Here is a 16,097-nt window from a genome sequence, read left to right as displayed (position 1 = left end):
AGTAACGCGCCGGATCACGACGCGTTCCAAACTGCAATAAAGTGGGATCAGTTGCGGACGATCATCGCGTCCAGCGCGCCGTGCGCCCAGGCATGACGCAGAATCTGGTCAAGCGAGGCACGGCCGTTTTCCTCGACGCTGACAGCGAACCACCTGCCAGAGGGATCGGATTCGATCGCCGCATCGGCCAGCTGGGCGAACTGTGCCGCAACAGCAATCGCCTCGGCCTTCGACGCAAACGCGCCGGCATTGATGTAGTCCGGAGCGCCGGTTCCTTCCCGCGCCGCCGTGGAACGGGCGAATGACGCGATGACGGCATCAGCGTCGAGCTGGTGCGCACCGAAGCTCGAGACCGCGCTTGCCGTGCTGACGCGCTCGTCGGCGTAGGCGAGGATAATGCCGGAAGCGGCCCCTGCAGAAGCAAGAGTTACAGACGGACGCGACGGCACGATCGGCACAACGTCGGGCAGCACGAGATGGCCGTCGGCCGCCGGCGCCGGCATCAACTGGCCGGGAAACGGCGCTGTCTGCGGCATTGGGGCAGCGGTCGGAATGGGCGATGTCGGCGTAGAGCCATTCATGGCGATCATCACGCCAGTCGGCAGGCCATCCGACGGGTCGGGTGCGGCATTGCCTGGGCGGTAGGACGCCACCAGATACTCGTCATCAAGACCGTGCAGCGGGGCGCGACCGACATATTCCACTGCAACCTCGGCGACGCCGCTATTCTTGTAGTCGAGCATTTCGGCGGCGCGCTGCGACAGGTCGATAACCCTGCCTTTGGCGAATGGCCCGCGGTCGTTGACGCGCACGATAACGGAACTGCCGTTCTTCTTGTTGGTAACGCGGGCATAGCTGGGCAGCGGCATGGTCGGATGCGCCGCCGTCAGATGCGTCTTGTCGTAGACTTCGCCGTTTGCGGTCAGTCGACCGTGGAAGGCGTCGCCATACCAACTCGCAAGGCCCGCGCTGCGATAGTCGGGGTCTTCCTTCGGCGTGTACCACTTGCCGCGCACCTGGTAGGGCTTGCCGATCTGGTCGCGGCCACCGCCGCGCGGCAGGTTCGACGCAAGATGCGAGACGCGTGGGCTCGCCTTTACCCCGTACTCGGATTCGGCAAAGTACTCCTTGGAGCGCTTCGGCTTGCCGTTGGCAACCTGAGAGGGACCGGTTGAACAGGCGGCAAGCAATGCCGCGCCACAAATCAGAGCCAGGATCGAGCCAAGCGTCTTCGTGCTGCGGCGCCCAAGTTCGGCCATATGTATGTCCCCGATCCCCAATGCTACGAATATGCGCAGCCAAAACCTATTTGGACGTATTGCCTGCGTCCACCATCGAGCAATCCTGTGGATCGCACGAATTGTTTAGCTGCGTATTAATCGATTGTGTTTGGAACCGGGCGTGAATGTGGCAGCTACTGCCGCGTTGCTGACATGGTTAAAGTTTGACTAAATTGCCGCCGATCAGCCTTCGATGCGGGCCGTGCCTTCCAGACCATCGTTGCGCCGCCATGAAATCGTCCGTTCGCCAGTCTGTTCAATCGCGAAACAGTAGGTCTGGCCGTCGTACCATGTCGGAAACTGCTGGCAGAGCTGGTCGCCGTCGACCCACCAGCGACCGGTTTCGCTCGGCGTGAACATCGACGCCATCGTGAAGCCGGATATGTCGCCGGTGACATCGCCGTTCCCGCTGTAGCGCAGCGGGAGTTCAAGGCCGTAGGGCGTCGAAAGCAGGACGCGCTTGTCGCCAATCAGGCTTTCGATGTCCGCGCCGTCCAGTGTCTGCGCAACAGCCGGCGCGGTGGCAAGCAATCCGAGTGCGACGACGAACCGTGCTTTGCAATGCATGAGTCAACTCCCGCTTCATCTGGCGATAACGTGCAATACGTTCGCGCGTCGGTTTCGGTTTCGCAAAACTGGCGCAAACTGACGCGATGGCGTATCGCTTCCAGCTCAGGGTATCGGGAGCGACAGACAAGTTGGCGACCTCTCTGCGGCATTTTCCAGTGATTGCAGCGGTGCTCGCGATGACGGGCCCCGGGGCAGCGAATGATCGGCTCCTGGAGCCGCCGCGCCCGATGGCGCTGCCTGACCGCTTTGCAAGCACCATGACGCGGGCGCGCCTCAACTGGTTCATCCATGGCCCGAAGCCTCTCTCCGTCGCATTCGACCATGCGCGTTCAAGTCCGACGATCATCCCATTTTTCTGGGAGGCGCAGGACGGCTCAACGATCCGGCGCATGCCTGACAGCTCGTTCCGGATGGAGATTTGGACGGCCGCCGCGAACTGGACGACCTACGTCTTTTGCGAGCCGGCTGGTTGGCCGGTCTATACCTGCACGGATGGCGCAATACACCAGATGTCCGCGCCTGACCTTTTGACAGTTATCTTCGCCGGACGGACCTTCACGCGCTCCCTTCCCTCCTCGGACCCCAGCGCCGGTGCGCCCGAACTGTCGCAGGAGTGATTGCAGGGGTGCCAGCAGGGATCTTGTATGTTATGGCGCCGGCGCATCTCCAAAATTGCCAGATATCCGGAAGGTCCGCAGATCATGTCAGCGCCGCGCGTCTCGTTCGTCAGCCTTGGGTGCCCGAAGGCGCTGGTCGATTCCGAACGGATCATCACGCGCCTACGCGCTGAAGGCTACGAAATCTCGCGCAAGCATGACGGCGCGGATGTCGTGGTGGTCAACACCTGCGGCTTCCTGGATTCCGCGCGCGACGAGTCGCTTGAGGCAATCGGCCAGGCGATGAAGGAGAACGGCAAGGTCATCGTGACCGGCTGCATGGGTGCGACGCCGGAACTGATCCGCCAGAAGCACCCGAACGTGCTCGCGATCACCGGCCCGCAGGCCTATGAAAGCGTGATGGGAGCTGTGCACGAGGCCGTCCCGCCCGCCCATGAGCCATTCATCGATCTCATTCCTGCCCAGGGCGTAAAGCTGACGCCGCGACACTACGCCTATCTCAAGATTTCCGAGGGCTGCAACAATCGCTGCACCTTCTGCATCATCCCCGCGCTGCGCGGCGATCTGGCCTCGCGCCCGGCGGCCGACGTCTTGCGCGAGGCCGAAAAGCTCGTCGCGGCCGGTGTGAAGGAAATCCTCGTCATCTCACAGGACACAAGCGCATACGGCGTCGACCTGAAGTACCAGGAAAGCCAGTGGAAGGATCGACTGGTGCGCACGCGCTTCCTCGACCTTTGCCGCGAACTCGGCGACATGGGCGCGTGGGTGCGTCTCCACTATGTCTACCCCTACCCGCACGTCGATGAAGTCATCCCGCTGATGGCGGAAGGCAAGGTGCTACCCTACCTCGACATCCCGTTCCAGCACGCCTCGCCGGCCGTGCTGAAGAACATGCGCCGCCCGGCGCATCAGGAAAAGACGCTCGATCGCATCCACAAATGGCGGGAAATCTGCCCCGATCTCGCCCTGCGCTCCACCTTCATCGTCGGCTTTCCCGGAGAAACGGAGGAAGACTTCGAGATGCTCCTTGACTGGCTCGACGAGGCAAAGATCGATCGAGCCGGTTGCTTCAAATACGAGCCGGTCGGCGGTGCGCGGTCCGAAGCGATGGCGCTGCCCGAGGTGCCGGCCGAGGTGAAGCAGATTCGCTGGAACCGCTTCATGGAGCGCCAGCAGAAGGTCTCCGCCAGGCTTCTGGCCAAGAAGGTCGGCAAGCGACTTCCCATCATCATCGACGAAACGACGGGCCTGACCGCTAAGGGCCGTACGCGCTACGATGCACCGGAAATCGACGGTTCGGTTCAGGTGACTTCACGCCGTCCGCTGCGGATCGGCGACGTCGTGACCGTCAAGATCGACCAGGCATCGGCCTACGACCTTGCCGGCACGGCGGTCTGATCAGCGGTTCGACGCCATCTCCCTTGGAAGAACGTTGTCGCTGTCGCGAGTTCGTCGCCCCCTGACCGTCACGAGCTTTGCTGCCAGAAACGAAAATGGGCGCCCGAAGGCGCCCATTTCCATCGCTACGCGAGCCGCGCTTACTGCGGGAGCTGGTCGTCGACGCCTTCGACGTAGAAGTTCATTCCGAGAAGCACGCCTTCTTCGGCGACTTCGCCTTCGGCGAGCCAGTCGGAACCGTCCTGCTTCTTGATCGGGCCGGTGAAGGGATCGAACTCGCCAGACTTGATCTTGGCTTCGGTCTCTTCGGCCAGCGCCTTCACGTCATCGGGCATGTTGGTGTAGGGTGCCATCACAACGTGGCCTTCGGCCATGCCTTCCCAGACATCCTGCTGTTCCCAAGTGCCGTCCATGACAGCCTGGATGCGCTCGATGTAGTACGGGCCCCAGTCGTCGATGATCGAAGTGAGCTGGGTTTCCTTGCCGAACTCGATCATGTCCGAAGCCTGCCCAAAGGCCTTGATGCCGCGGTCGGCGGCAACCTGCATCGGGCCGGTCGAGTCGGTGTGCTGCGTGATGATGTCGACGCCCTGATCGATCAGCGCGGTGGCGGCGTCGGCTTCCTTGGCCGGGTCGAACCACGTATTGGCCCAGACGACCTTGACCTGGAAATCCGGATCAATGGACTGCGCGCCGAGCAGGAAGGCGTTGATGCCCATAACCACTTCCGGAATCGGGAAGGAGGCGATGTAGCCTGCAACGCCCGTTTCCGACATCTTGGCGGCGATCACGCCCTGTACGTAGCGGCCTTCGTGGAACTTGGAGTTGTAGGTTGCGACGTTCGGGTGCTCGCGCTTGTAACCGGTGGCGTGCTCGAACTTGACGTCCGGGAAGCGGCCGGCGATCTTGTTGGTCGCGTCCATGTAACCGAACGACGTCGTGAAGATGATGTCGCAGCCTGACCGGGCGAAGCGCTCGATAGCGCGCTCGGCATCGGCGCCTTCCGGCACGCTTTCGAGATAGGCGGTCTCGAGCTTGTCGCCGAAATGCTCTTCGGCTTCAAGAAGGCCCTGATGGTGCTGATAGGACCAGCCGAAGTCGCCAATCGGACCCACATAGATGAAGCAGGCTTTGGTCGGATCATCCTGGGCGGAGGCGACCGCGGGAATGAGCACTGCAGCGGAAGCTGCCAGAGCAAGAAGCGTAGTTTTCATGGATGTTCGTCCTCTGTTGGTCACCAAGGGGCATATCCCGTAATTTGATTTCTAGCGATCTGGAACAAACGGCCGCCCCAAAGATGCCGGTGTGTTCACCATTGTCAGTCGCCGGTTTCGAGAGATGAGTACAAGTACGACAATTGTCGCGATATAGGGAAGTGCCGAAAGAAGCTGCGACGGAATGCCTATGCCCAAAGCCTGTGCATGAAGCTGGCCGATCGACACCGCACCGAAGAGATAGGCGCCGGCGAGCACGCGTAGCGGACGCCAGGAGGCGAAAACGACGAGTGCCAATGCAATCCAGCCGCGGCCGGCGGTCATGTTTTCCACCCATTGCGGCACGTAGACCAGCGACAGGTGCGCGCCAGCGAGGCCCGCGCAGGCGCCGCCGAACAGCACGGCCATATAGCGGATGCGGATGACCTTGATGCCGAGCGCGTGGGCGGAGGCATGGTTGTCGCCGACCGAGCGCAGCGTCAGCCCCGCCTTGGTGTAGAACAGGAACCAGGCGACGGCGACGGTCAGGAAAACCGACACGTAGAAGATCAGGTCCTGGCTGAAGATCAGTCGGCCAACGATCGGCAGTTCGGAAAGGAACGGCACGTCGAGGCGCTGCAGGCGCACACCCGGCTGGCCGACAAAGCTCTCGCCGATCATGCCCGAAAGCCCGAGGCCAAGCAGCGTCAGCGCCAGCCCGGTGGCGACCTGGTTGGTGACGAGCGTCAGCGTCAGGAAGGCAAAGAGCAGCGAGAACAGCGCGCCGACGATGATCGCGGCGAGCGCGCCCAGGAACGGGTTGCCAGTCGTCAGTGCGACGCCGAAGCCGGTCACCGCCCCCATGATCATCATGCCTTCGACACCCAGATTGAGGACACCCGAGCGCTCGACGACCAACTCGCCGATTGCCGCCAGCAACAGCGGCGTCGCGGCCATCGAGACGGTGAGCAGGATGGCTTCAAACATTGGCGACCTCCGCCTTTTGAGCGGGCCGCACCATGCGGATGCGGTAGTGGATCAGTGTGTCGCAGGCGAGGACGAAGAACAGGATCGAGCCCTGGAAGGCGCGCACGACCTTGTCGGACAGGCCGACGGAAATCTGCGCCGCCTCGCCGCCAAGATAGGTGAGCGCGAGAATGAGGCCGGCGGCAACGATGCCGAGCGGATTCAGGCGACCGAGGAAGGCGACGATGATGGCGGTGAAACCGTAGCCGGGCGAAATCGTCGGGCGGAGCTGCCCTATCGCACCCGAAACTTCGGATATGCCGGCAAGCCCTGCCATCGCGCCAGAGACCAGGAAGGCGAAGACAACCATGCGGCCGGCCGAGAACCCGGCGAAGCGCCCTGCCCGAGGGCTCTGGCCGATGACCTTGACCTCGAAGCCCTTGATCGTCTTCGACAGCATGAACCAAAGCACGAGCGCGGCGACGATCGCAAAAACGAAGCCCCAATGCGCGCGGCCCGATGCCGACCAGATTTCTGGCAGGATCGCGTATTCATGAAAGTTGCGCGTTTCGGGGAAGTTGAAGCCTTCCGGGTTGCGCCAGGGGCCGCGCACCAGCCAGTCGAGGAAGAGCTGGGCAACGTAGACCAGCATTAGGCTCGAGAGAATTTCATTGGTGTTGAACCGAACCTTCAAGAGCGCGGGAATGAAGGCGTAGGCCGCGCCGCCCGCCATGCCCATGATCAGCATCAGCGGCAGGACGAACCAGAACTGAAAGTCGGGAAAGAGCACCGGCAGGATGGAGCCTGCGATCGCGCCCATGATGAACTGTCCCTCGGCGCCGATGTTCCAGTTGCTCGACAGGAAGCAGACGGAGAGGCCGACCGCGATCAGGATCAGCGGCGCGGCCTTGATCGCCAGTTCATGCAAGGACCAGGTCTCGGTCAGGGGATCGATGAAATAGTAGTAGAGCGTTTCAACCGGGTCCTTGCCGAGGGCAGCGAAGAGGGTCGCTCCGGCGACGATGGTCAGGCCAAAGGCAATGAAGGGCGACAGCGCGCTGAACAGCGTCGATTGCTGCGGCCGCTTGACGAGTTCGAGCCGCATCAGACTGCTTCCTCTTCGAGCGGGCTTGGCGGGTGGCCCGCATCGGCGCCGCCCATCAGGAGACCCACTTTCTCATAGGTCGCTTCGCTGATCGGGATCGGCGCGGACAACTGTCCGTCATGCATGACCGCAATCGCGTCCGACATTTCGAACAGTTCGTCGAGATCCTGGCTGATGACGAGCACGGCGGAGCCGGAGCGGGCGAGATCGATGAGCGCCTGGCGGATGCGCGCGGCAGCGCCGGCATCGACGCCCCAGGTGGGTTGATTGACGACCATCACCTTCGGCTCGCGGTCGAGCTCGCGACCGATGATGAATTTTTGCAGATTGCCGCCGGAAAGCGCAGAGGCTTCAGGATCTTCCGCGCTCTTGCGCACATCCATTGCTTCGACGATGCGCCGCGCGGCAGCCGCGATCCGGCTCGTGCGGATCGTCCCGGCTGCGCCCATATATTCGCGGGCGTCGGTGCGGTAGCGCGTAAGAAAGAGGTTTTCGGAAAGCCGCATGGCCGGCGCCGCGCCGTGACCAAGCCGCTCTTCCGGCACGAAGGCGGCGCCCTTCAGGCGGCGTTGCGAAATTCCGAGGCGCCCGACCAAATGGCCTGAGACGCGCACGGTCTCGGCGCGGTCCTGGAGCGCCTCGCCGGAGACGGCCTCGAAGAATTCGCCCTGCCCGTTGCCGGCGACGCCCGCAATTCCCAACACCTCGCCTGCATGGACCTTGACCGAGATGTCGCGCAGCGCCACCGAAAAGGGCGTCGCGGGCTTGCGGCTGAGGCGGTCGACCTCAAGCAGCGGACGGTGATCGCTTGCGCTGGCCGGCACGTCGCGGGTGACGTTCTGGACTTCGAGTCCGACCATCATTCGGGCGAGTGACGCGGCTGTTTCCTGCTTCGGGTCGCAGTGATCGACGACCTTGCCGTGCCGCAGGACGGTTGCGCGGTCGCAGATGCGCTTCACCTCCTCGAGGCGATGCGAGATATAAAGGATGGACTTGCCCTCACCCTTCAGCCGCTCGAGCGTCTCGAACAGCTTGTCGGCTTCCTGCGGTGTGAGGACAGAGGTCGGTTCGTCGAGAATGATGAGTTCAGGCTCCTGCAAGAGGCAGCGGATGATCTCGATGCGCTGGCGCTCGCCGACCGACAGGTCGCCGACATGGCTGAACGGGTCGAGCGGCAGGCCGTAGGTCTTGGACAGATTTCGCGCCCGCTCGGCGATCTTCATGATCGGCGTGTCGTCGTCGATGGAAAGCGCGATGTTCTCGGCCGCCGTCAGCGCCTCGAACAGGGAGAAATGCTGGAAGACCATACCGATGCCGAGCGCGCGCGCCTGCGCGGGGCTGGCTATGCGAACGGGCTCACCCTTCCAGTGAATTGTCCCGGATGCCGGCTCCAGCGAGCCGAACAGCATCTTAACCAGCGTCGACTTGCCGGCGCCGTTTTCGCCGAGAAGCGCGTGGATTTCACCTCGACCGATGGTCAGGTCGACATTGTCGCAGGCTTTGAGCGATCCGAACATCTTCGTCAGCCCGCGAACCGCGAGCAAAGCTTCGGTCTGGCTCGGATCGGACTGATCCACTCAACCCCCATGCGGCGGCCTTTGGCCTGCCTTTTTCTGTTCCCTGACGGGACTTTATGCCTGGCGAAGCCAATGCGCAAAGCTTGCCTGAATTTGAAAGTGCTTCAAGTTTCAACCATGTGATCAGGGGACGAGGATCGTCGTCCCGGTCGTCTTGCGGCCTTCGAGGTCGGCATGGGCCTGTCCGGCATCGGCAAGCGCGTAGCGCTGGTTGATCTCGATCTTCACGACGCCGGTCTTCACCACGTCGAAGAGCGCGCCCGCGCACTCCTCCAGTTCGGCGCGGGTCGCGATATAGTTGAAGAGCGTTGGGCGTGTGGCGTAGAGCGAGCCCTTCTGTGCGAAGGTTGCGAGGCTGACCGGCGGGATCGGGCCCGACGACTGGCCGAAGGAGACGAACATGCCGCGCGCCTTCAGGCAATCGAGCGAGTCCGGGAAGGTGTCGTTGCCGACCGAATCATAGACAACGTCGCACTTCTTGCCGCCAGTGATGGCCATCACCTCGTCGACGAAGTTCTGGGTGCGGTAGTTGATGACGTGATCGAATCCGTGCGCCTTTGCCAGCTCGATCTTGTCGGCCGACCCCGCGGTCCCAATGACCGTCGCGCCGAGATGTTTTGCCCACTGGCCGAAGATCAGGCCGACGCCCCCGGCCGCCGCGTGATAAAGCACGGTGTGGCCCGGCTTTACAGGAAAGGTGCGGCGCAGAAGATACTCGGCGGTCATGCCTTTCAGCATCATAGCGGCCGCCTCCTCGTCGGATACCCCTTCAGGAATCTTCACGAGCTTTTCAGCCGCCATGACGCGCTCCGTGGCGTAGGCGCCGATCGCCGAGGCGTAGGCAACGCGATCGCCGACCTTCAGGCCCTCGACGTCCGCGCCGAGTTCCTCGACAACGCCAGCGGCCTCGTGGCCGGGCGTCAGCGGCAGGCCATTCGGCGCCTGATAGAGACCGGTGCGGAAATAGACATCAATGAAATTGACGCCGATGGCGGTGTGGCGAATGCGGACCTCGCCCACACCGGGCGCACCGACGTCCACCTCTTCCATAACCATAGCATCGGGTCCGCCATGGGCGTGGATGCGGATTGCCTTTGCCATGATCAGCCCTTCTTCAGTCCAAGCGCGGGGAATATCTGCATGACGATGCCGATGCAAAACAGATAGATGCTGAGGATCGCGATCGCGATCTGCACCGGTTCAGACGGGTTCATGTCCACGAGCAGCGCGTAGGCCGAGAGCGCGCACCAACCGAGGAAGATGCCCAGATTGAGCGGTCGCAGGCGCTGGACGCGCACCGGGTGAAGGAAATTCAGCGGCAGAAATGTGAGGAGCGCGGCCACCAGAACGACCGCGAACGAAACCCATTCGCCTGGCTCGATCACGAAGAGCGTGAACACGACCATGTTCCAGACGACCGGGAAGCCCTTGAAGAAGTTTTCCTTCGTCTTCATGCCGGTGTCGGCGTAGTAGATCGCACTCGACACGACGATGATCGCCGCCGACAGGAAGGACAGTCCCTCGCCCATGAAGCCGCTCTGGTAGAGGGCGAACGCAGGAATCAGGACGTAGGTGACATAGTCGATGATGTTGTCGAGGAGTTCGCCCGACCAGGTGGGCAGCACTTCCTTGACGTCCAGCTTGCGGGCGATCGGGCCGTCGATGCCGTCGACGAAGAGCGCAAGTCCGAGCCACAGGAACATCGCCGTCCACTGCTTTTCGGCCGCCGCGACGAGCGAGAGGAAGGCCAGGAACGAACCCGAGGCCGTCAGGAGGTGAACTGAGAAAGCGCGGGCCTGCGGCCATGTCACCTTCTTCTTCGGCTTCGGAATGCGCTGCGACAGCGGCTTTCGGTTGGTGTCCTTGCTCACGGGTCGAGGCCAGTCCAGCTTGCGAGGGATGGCCACTGGGGCCGTCCAATCAAAGTGAAGGCTCCGCAATGGGCCAAATCGTCCCGTTGATCAATCCCGCGCGTGAGAACATATAGCTCCTATCAAACGGAAAGCGGGCTGATACGATGGAACGTGCCGAGTATGATGTGCTGATCGCCGGAACGGGGCCAGTCGGCCTGATTGCGGCGCTGGCCTTTGCCGATGCCGGCTTCCGCATCGCGCTCGTCGGGCCGAAGGCCTCGACCAGCGACGCGCGAACGACGGCGGTCATGAACCCCGCACTGCGCTTTCTTGATTCGTTGAAGATGGGGCCGTTTCTTCACGAACACGGCGAACCCCTGAAGACGATGCGGATCGTCGATGCAACCTCGCGGCTCGTGCGCAGCCCGACTGTCACGTTCCGGGCGGCCGAGATCGACATGCCTGCCTTTGGGCTCAACATCACCAATGCCGAACTCAATGCCGCACTCGAAAGCGCGGCCAACGCGCGCCCCGGCGTCGTTCGTTACGAAAGCATGGTCGAGCGCTGGGAGCCCGGCGAGGGCCGTGTGGGCGCAAAGATTGCCGATGGAACCGAGCTTACCGCAAGGCTCGTGGTCGCAGCGGACGGGCGCAGTTCGCCTGCCCGTCTCGCCGCCGGCATCGAGGTCGATGTGCGCCCGACCGGCCAGACGGCGATTGTCCTCGCGTTTTCACACGCGCGCCCGCATTCGGGCATTTCGACTGAATTTCATACGGAATCAGGCCCGTTCACGCAGGTTCCGCTGGCCGGCGACCGTTCGAGTCTTGTCTGGGTGGTGAAATCGCAGGACGCGGCGGAATTGCTTGCGCTCGACAGAAACGAACTCGCAAGCCGCGTCGAACGCCAGATGCGGTCGATGTTGGGGCGCGTCACGGTTGATGTCGACCCGCAGGCCTATCCGCTTTCGACTTCGCGGCCACGCCGCTACGCCGACAAGCGCATCGCCCTCATAGGGGAGGCCGCCCATGTCTTCCCGCCCATCGGCGCGCAGGGGCTCAATCTGGGCATCCGCGACGTCGAAAGCCTGGTCTCCGTTGCAACCCGCTATCGCGGCGACCCCGGGGCCTCGGCCGCGCTCGCCGAGTACGAGGTTCGCCGGCGGCCGGATGTCGCGATGCGGGCAAATGCAGTGAACCTTCTCAACCGGTCCCTGCTTTCCGACCTCCTGCCCGCGCAGCTTGCCCGCAGCACCGTGTTTGAGGCCCTGCGCGCCTTTTCGCCAATACGGGCCTTGTTCATGCATGAGGGCATGCGGCCGGGCAGCGGCCTGCGCGCCCTTTTCTCGCTCAAGGCCAGGGATCGACGGGCAGAAGACCGGACTTGATGGCGTAGAGCGTCAAAGTCAGAGAGGCGATCGAGACCACCGTCGTTACGAGCACGCTTGCGGATGCACGTTCGATCCAGACACCATATTGCTGGGCGATGACGAAGACATTGGTGGCCGTCGGCAATGCCGCCAGCAGCACGGCGGTGTAGATCCACATCGGTGGAAAGCCGCCGATCGCGGTCAGGATCGCGTAGCAGATCGCGGGATGGACGACGAGCTTGAAGAGCGTGATCGGCAACAGTTCGACCGGCGCGCGCTTCAGCGGCCGCAGGGCAATCGTCACGCCCATCGCAAAAAGCGCGCATGGCGCTGCGGCACGGGCGAAGAAATCGATCAGCGTTTCGAGGGGTAGCGGTGGCCGAAATTGCAGCCAAGCCAGCGCGACGCCGATCGCGGAGGCGACGATGAACGGATGGAAGGCAATTTTGCGCAGGACGTCGATCGCGACGCTTGCAAACGACTGACGGTCGCGGTCCGCTACGGCCATCAGGAACGGAGTCATGGCAAAGTGGACCGCGTTCTCGAAACAGAAGATCAGCGCCACCGGAACAGCCGCCTCCGGGCCGAATGCCAGAAGCGCGATGCCTGGGCCCATATAGCCAATATTGCCATAGGACGCGGCGAGCGACTGGATCGCCGTCTCGCGAATGTTGCGGGTTTTCAACCAGGCGATGGCGAACATCAGAAAGAACACGCAATAGGTCGCCGCAACGGCACCAACGATGAAACGCCAGTTGGTCAGGTCTTCGAGCGGGGTGCGCGAAAGAAGCTGGATAAACAGCGCGGGCAGCGCGAGGTAGATGATGAAGAAGTTCATCCAACCCAGCGCTTCGACGGGTTGCTTCGTCAGACGTGCGACGAACGCGCCGATGAAGATCATGCCGAAGAATGGCAGAAGGAGTGCGACGATTTCCGACATGTGGCCTGCAATCGGTGCGGATTGTCGCGCTTACGCAGCGATCGGCCATGCGTCAACCCGAGCGGGATTGAATTTAGCCCGGCCTTGCGCCAAATAGTCTCACGAGGTCAGTCACATGCCAGAGACAAGAAACGCAAAGTTCGCCATTGGTCAGGTCGTTCGTCACCGCATCTTCCCATTTCGCGGTGTGATCTTCGACGTCGATCCAGAATTTGCAAACACCGAAGAATGGTATCGTGCCATTCCCGCCGAAATGCGCCCGCGCAAGGACCAGCCGTTCTACCATCTGCTCGCAGAGAACGCGGAGACGGAATACGTTGCCTATGTGTCGGAGCAGAATCTTCTTCCCGACGAAAGCGGCGTCCCGGTGCGCCATCCGCAACTGCGCGAGTACTTCGGCGCCCTGTTCGACGGACGCTACGAGCCAAAACCGCGCGCGAGCCACTGACCGTATCGTGAAACAAAAACAGGCGGCCGATGGCCGCCTGTTCGCCTTGTTCCATTGAACCGAGACTCAGTCGGTTTCGGTTTCCGCGGCCGCCGGTGCGGCAGCACCGCCCTGCTTGGCCCGTTCCTGCTCTTCGCGCAGGCGGCGGTTGAAGTCTTCCGTGTTGCGGCTGACGAAATCCTGAAGCTGACGCTGGCGGTCCTCGATGTCGGACTGCTGCAGCGGCGCGCCTTCGAAGGCCTGGGTGAAGCCCGACAGCGAAACCTGGATCGGGTTCGGCTGGTTCTGGAAGTTCACCGATGTCAGGCGCAGGTTCGAGCCGCGCTTGAACGACGCAACGAGGTTGTCGGTCAACTGACCTTCGGCGATGCAGCGGTCTGGCAGGCAGATGACGTAGTCGAGCTTCTGCGTTTCGCCGCCATCGATCTGCATGCCGATGCCTGGCGGGATCAGACGACCAACCGGGACCGTGACCTGAAAGACGCGGCGCGCCTGCGAGCCCTCGATCTGGATCAGGCTGACACCGGTAAGCAACTGGCCGGTTTCGGAAACCATGATGTTCTGCACGTTGCAGATATTGGTCTCTTCCTGCTGGCTGCAGGCCTTGAACCAGCCTTGCGGCAGTTGAGGCTGTTGCTGAGCGCTGGCGCCCGAAGTCGTCAGGGCCAGCCCCACCAGGCCGGCGGCAATCGTGGAAATGGTAGAGGCGGTGGTAAGGGTCGTCATTCGAAGCGATCCTTTCGCGTGAGATCTGAGTGTCGGCACCGGCCGTGGTCCATCGAGTGGCGTCGTGTTGACCAAATGCGGCGAGAGCATGACTGCCGGGGGCGTCTACACCTTATACCAGCCGAAATCCAGAGCCCCTGCCGTTTTGCCATAAAGGGCGAGCAATGCGTCGCCGGCACGCGCGCGATCGGTTCAAACCGTGGCCCGTATCGAATAGGCTGCGGCGAATCATAGCACGATTTTCTGGAGAACCGGGCATGCGAGCACTACTGGGCATAGCGGCAGCAGCCATTGTCATGGCGATGCCAGTTGCACAGGCGATCGCCGAGCCACGCCATGCCATTGCCATGCATGGCGAACCGGCGCTCGGGGAAGACTACACGCACCTGCCCTATGCCGACCCCGACGCACGCAAGGGCGGGCGGATCGACTACGCCGTCCAGGGCTCCTTCGACAGCCTCAACCCGTTCATAGTGCAGGGCTCCGGCGCGCGCGGCATTCTCGACCTCGAACTTGGCAACAATGTCTTCGAGACCTTGATGCAGCGTTCCTATGACGAAGCGTTCTCGCTTTATCCGCTGATCGCGCAATCGGTCGAGACGGACGCAGCGCGATCCTTCGTCGAGTTCACGATCGATCCGGATGCTCGCTTTTCCGACGGCAAACCGGTCAGGGCGCAGGATGTTGCCTTCACGGTCGAGCTTCTGGCCGAGAAGGGCTACCCGCGCTATGCGACGACTGCGCGCAAGATTGCCGAGACGATCGTCGAGGGCAACACGGTGCGCTTCGAGTTCGTCGAACCCGATCGCGAATTGCCGCTGATCCTCGGGCTGATGCCGGTCCTGGCCGAACATGCGATCGACCGCGACACGTTCGACCGCTCGACGCTGACGCCCATGATCGGCAGCGGACCCTATGAGATCGCGGAAGTGCGACCGGGCGAGCGCCTCGTGCTGAAGCGCAATCCCGACTACTGGGCCAAGAACCATCCATCAAAGCGCGGCATGGACAATTATGACGAGATTCGCATTACCTATTACCGCGACACGAACACGATGTTCGAGGCGTTCAAGAAGGGACTGATCGACATTCAGCTCGAAACGAACGCGCAACGCTGGGCGACGGGCTACGACTTCCCGGCGGTCGCATCGGGCGACGTGGTGCAGGAGGAATTCGAGACGGGACTGCCCTCCGGCATGCAGGGCTTCGTCATGAACACGCGCCGGCCCGTGTTCCAGGACTTGGCCGTTCGGCGCGCGCTTGCAGGCCTCTTCGATTTCGAGTGGGTGAACCGCACGCTCCTCTCCGATGCCTACGAGCGCACGGGCTCCTACTACGCGCGCTCCGAACTCTCTTCCATCGACCGCCCGGCAAGCGAGGCCGAACTCGCGCTGCTCGGCGATTTCGCCGAGACGATCGAACCCGAGATCCTCGCTGGGGCCCACCAGCCGGCAAGCACAAACGGCAGCGGCCGCGACCGCGACTTCCTGCGCAAAGGCTTCGAGGCGCTGAAGGCGTGCGGATACTCGATGCAGGACGGACGCATGGTCGGCCCGGACGGGCGTGCCCTCGCCTTCGAGATCATGCTGCGCGGGCGAAACGGCGAGGAGATCGCAGCGGCCTGGCAGCGCACGCTGCGCGCTATCGGAATTGAGCTGACGCTGCGCTCGGTCGACGACGCGCAGTACCAGCAGCGCCTCCTGACCTATGACTACGACATGATCCTCCACACCTACACCGCCTCGCTGTCTCCGGGCGTCGAGCAGGTGGGCCGTTGGGGCAGCCGGTCGAAGGAACCCCAGGGCACGATGAATTACGCCGGCGTCGCCGAGCCCGCGGTTAACGCCATGATCCGGCATCTCCTCACCGCCTCGACGCGCGAGGACTTTGTCGACGCCGTTCGAGCCTATGACCGCGTGCTTCTCAACGGCGCCTATGTCGTGCCGCTCTATCACCAGCCACAGCTCTGGGTCGCGCACTGGTCGCATATCGAGCACCCTGATAAGGTTCCGCTCTATGGCATCCACCTGCCTGCCTGGTGGCGCGCGCAATAAGGG

General features: G+C 62.7%; 15 protein-coding genes. 5 read left to right on the top strand and 10 right to left on the bottom strand.

Annotation, left to right across the window (positions count from 1 at the left end):
* Nucleotides 1-47: 47 nt before the first annotated feature.
* Nucleotides 48-1,259: a septal ring lytic transglycosylase RlpA family protein gene (locus GTK01_RS21010; RefSeq protein ID WP_305883878.1), complete on the bottom strand. Its 1,212-nt coding sequence runs from the start codon at nt 1,257-1,259 to the stop codon at nt 48-50.
* A 204-nt stretch (nt 1,260-1,463) separates the two neighbouring features.
* The gene (locus tag GTK01_RS01175; RefSeq protein ID WP_252923990.1) at nt 1,464-1,847 is read right to left on the bottom strand and encodes a hypothetical protein; all 384 of its coding nucleotides are present in this window, start codon (nt 1,845-1,847) and stop codon (nt 1,464-1,466) included.
* Between the two features lie 230 nt (nt 1,848-2,077).
* Between GTK01_RS01175 and GTK01_RS01170 the strand changes: the two genes are divergently transcribed.
* Both GTK01_RS01170 and rimO read left to right on the top strand, forming a co-directional pair.
* On the top strand, nt 2,078-2,467 hold the full coding sequence (locus GTK01_RS01170) for a hypothetical protein (protein ID WP_252923988.1): 390 nt from the start codon (nt 2,078-2,080) through the stop codon (nt 2,465-2,467).
* Nucleotides 2,468-2,551: 84 nt separating this feature from the next.
* Nucleotides 2,552-3,865: a 30S ribosomal protein S12 methylthiotransferase RimO gene (gene rimO, locus GTK01_RS01165; protein ID WP_252923986.1), complete on the top strand. Its 1,314-nt coding sequence runs from the start codon at nt 2,552-2,554 to the stop codon at nt 3,863-3,865.
* Nucleotides 3,866-4,005: 140 nt separating this feature from the next.
* Here rimO and GTK01_RS01160 read toward each other — a convergent pair whose 3' ends face one another.
* The 6 genes from GTK01_RS01160 to pcsA form a co-directional block, all read right to left on the bottom strand.
* Nucleotides 4,006-5,079, bottom strand: coding sequence for a BMP family ABC transporter substrate-binding protein (locus tag GTK01_RS01160; RefSeq protein WP_252923985.1), 1,074 nt, complete (start codon nt 5,077-5,079; stop codon nt 4,006-4,008).
* A 51-nt stretch (nt 5,080-5,130) separates the two neighbouring features.
* Nucleotides 5,131-6,045, bottom strand: a complete 915-nt coding sequence (locus GTK01_RS01155; protein WP_252923984.1) for an ABC transporter permease — start codon at nt 6,043-6,045, stop codon at nt 5,131-5,133.
* Nucleotides 6,038-7,129, bottom strand: coding sequence for an ABC transporter permease (locus GTK01_RS01150; protein WP_252923983.1), 1,092 nt, complete (start codon nt 7,127-7,129; stop codon nt 6,038-6,040). The genes GTK01_RS01155 and GTK01_RS01150 overlap by 8 nt, the downstream gene beginning before the upstream one ends.
* The gene (locus GTK01_RS01145; RefSeq protein WP_252924385.1) at nt 7,129-8,646 is read right to left on the bottom strand and encodes an ABC transporter ATP-binding protein; all 1,518 of its coding nucleotides are present in this window, start codon (nt 8,644-8,646) and stop codon (nt 7,129-7,131) included. Before GTK01_RS01145 ends, GTK01_RS01150 begins: the two co-directional genes overlap by 1 nt.
* A gap of 183 nt (nt 8,647-8,829) precedes the next feature.
* Nucleotides 8,830-9,807 (bottom strand): quinone oxidoreductase, encoded by a 978-nt coding sequence (locus GTK01_RS01140; protein WP_252923982.1) that lies wholly within the window; start codon nt 9,805-9,807, stop codon nt 8,830-8,832.
* Nucleotides 9,808-9,809: 2 nt separating this feature from the next.
* The gene (gene pcsA, locus GTK01_RS01135) at nt 9,810-10,577 is read right to left on the bottom strand and encodes a phosphatidylcholine synthase (RefSeq protein ID WP_252923981.1); all 768 of its coding nucleotides are present in this window, start codon (nt 10,575-10,577) and stop codon (nt 9,810-9,812) included.
* 146 nt (nt 10,578-10,723) lie between these two features.
* Here pcsA and GTK01_RS01130 point away from each other — a divergent pair, with 146 nt between their 5' ends.
* Entirely contained in the window at nt 10,724-11,944 is a 1,221-nt protein-coding gene (locus GTK01_RS01130) for a UbiH/UbiF family hydroxylase (protein WP_252923980.1), read from the top strand.
* On the opposite strand, the gene GTK01_RS01125 is transcribed toward GTK01_RS01130, so the two are convergent.
* The gene (locus tag GTK01_RS01125; protein ID WP_252923979.1) at nt 11,907-12,866 is read right to left on the bottom strand and encodes an AEC family transporter; all 960 of its coding nucleotides are present in this window, start codon (nt 12,864-12,866) and stop codon (nt 11,907-11,909) included. The two genes, GTK01_RS01130 and GTK01_RS01125, sit on opposite strands and share 38 nt — an antisense overlap.
* Nucleotides 12,867-12,981: 115 nt before the next feature.
* Between GTK01_RS01125 and hspQ the strand changes: the two genes are divergently transcribed.
* A complete protein-coding gene (gene hspQ / locus GTK01_RS01120) occupies nt 12,982-13,314 on the top strand; it encodes a heat shock protein HspQ (protein WP_252923978.1) in 333 nt (110 codons plus the stop codon).
* Between the two features lie 66 nt (nt 13,315-13,380).
* On the opposite strand, the gene GTK01_RS01115 is transcribed toward hspQ, so the two are convergent.
* Nucleotides 13,381-14,040 carry an invasion associated locus B family protein gene (locus GTK01_RS01115; RefSeq protein WP_252923977.1) on the bottom strand — a complete coding sequence of 220 codons (660 nt, stop codon included), beginning with the start codon at nt 14,038-14,040 and terminating at the stop codon, nt 13,381-13,383.
* A 257-nt stretch (nt 14,041-14,297) separates the two neighbouring features.
* Here GTK01_RS01115 and GTK01_RS01110 point away from each other — a divergent pair, with 257 nt between their 5' ends.
* Nucleotides 14,298-16,094 carry an extracellular solute-binding protein gene (locus tag GTK01_RS01110; protein WP_371924233.1) on the top strand — a complete coding sequence of 599 codons (1,797 nt, stop codon included), beginning with the start codon at nt 14,298-14,300 and terminating at the stop codon, nt 16,092-16,094.
* The last annotated feature ends 3 nt before the right edge of the window (nt 16,095-16,097 follow it).

Origin of the sequence: Aliihoeflea sp. 40Bstr573, assembly GCF_024105655.1 — a bacterium.
Lineage (GTDB): Bacteria > Pseudomonadota > Alphaproteobacteria > Rhizobiales > Rhizobiaceae > Aliihoeflea.
The sequence above is the reverse complement of the archived record's forward strand: the minus strand, read 5'-3'. Positions and strand labels throughout refer to the sequence as shown.

What these genes read in the sequence shown, in the direction of transcription:
- GTK01_RS21010 (WP_305883878.1), bottom strand. Translation starts at nt 1,259, where the DNA reads ATGGCCGAACTTGGGCGCCGCAGCACGAAGACGCTTGGCTCGATCCTG.
- GTK01_RS01175 (WP_252923990.1), bottom strand. Translation starts at nt 1,847, where the DNA reads ATGCATTGCAAAGCACGGTTCGTCGTCGCACTCGGATTGCTTGCCACC.
- GTK01_RS01170 (WP_252923988.1), top strand. Translation starts at nt 2,078, where the DNA reads ATGGCGCTGCCTGACCGCTTTGCAAGCACCATGACGCGGGCGCGCCTC.
- rimO (WP_252923986.1), top strand. Translation starts at nt 2,552, where the DNA reads ATGTCAGCGCCGCGCGTCTCGTTCGTCAGCCTTGGGTGCCCGAAGGCG.
- GTK01_RS01160 (WP_252923985.1), bottom strand. Translation starts at nt 5,079, where the DNA reads ATGAAAACTACGCTTCTTGCTCTGGCAGCTTCCGCTGCAGTGCTCATT.
- GTK01_RS01155 (WP_252923984.1), bottom strand. Translation starts at nt 6,045, where the DNA reads ATGTTTGAAGCCATCCTGCTCACCGTCTCGATGGCCGCGACGCCGCTG.
- GTK01_RS01150 (WP_252923983.1), bottom strand. Translation starts at nt 7,129, where the DNA reads ATGCGGCTCGAACTCGTCAAGCGGCCGCAGCAATCGACGCTGTTCAGC.
- GTK01_RS01145 (WP_252924385.1), bottom strand. Translation starts at nt 8,646, where the DNA reads ATGTTCGGATCGCTCAAAGCCTGCGACAATGTCGACCTGACCATCGGT.
- GTK01_RS01140 (WP_252923982.1), bottom strand. Translation starts at nt 9,807, where the DNA reads ATGGCAAAGGCAATCCGCATCCACGCCCATGGCGGACCCGATGCTATG.
- GTK01_RS01130 (WP_252923980.1), top strand. Translation starts at nt 10,724, where the DNA reads ATGGAACGTGCCGAGTATGATGTGCTGATCGCCGGAACGGGGCCAGTC.
- GTK01_RS01125 (WP_252923979.1), bottom strand. Translation starts at nt 12,866, where the DNA reads ATGTCGGAAATCGTCGCACTCCTTCTGCCATTCTTCGGCATGATCTTC.
- hspQ (WP_252923978.1), top strand. Translation starts at nt 12,982, where the DNA reads ATGCCAGAGACAAGAAACGCAAAGTTCGCCATTGGTCAGGTCGTTCGT.
- GTK01_RS01115 (WP_252923977.1), bottom strand. Translation starts at nt 14,040, where the DNA reads ATGACGACCCTTACCACCGCCTCTACCATTTCCACGATTGCCGCCGGC.
- GTK01_RS01110 (WP_371924233.1), top strand. Translation starts at nt 14,298, where the DNA reads ATGCGAGCACTACTGGGCATAGCGGCAGCAGCCATTGTCATGGCGATG.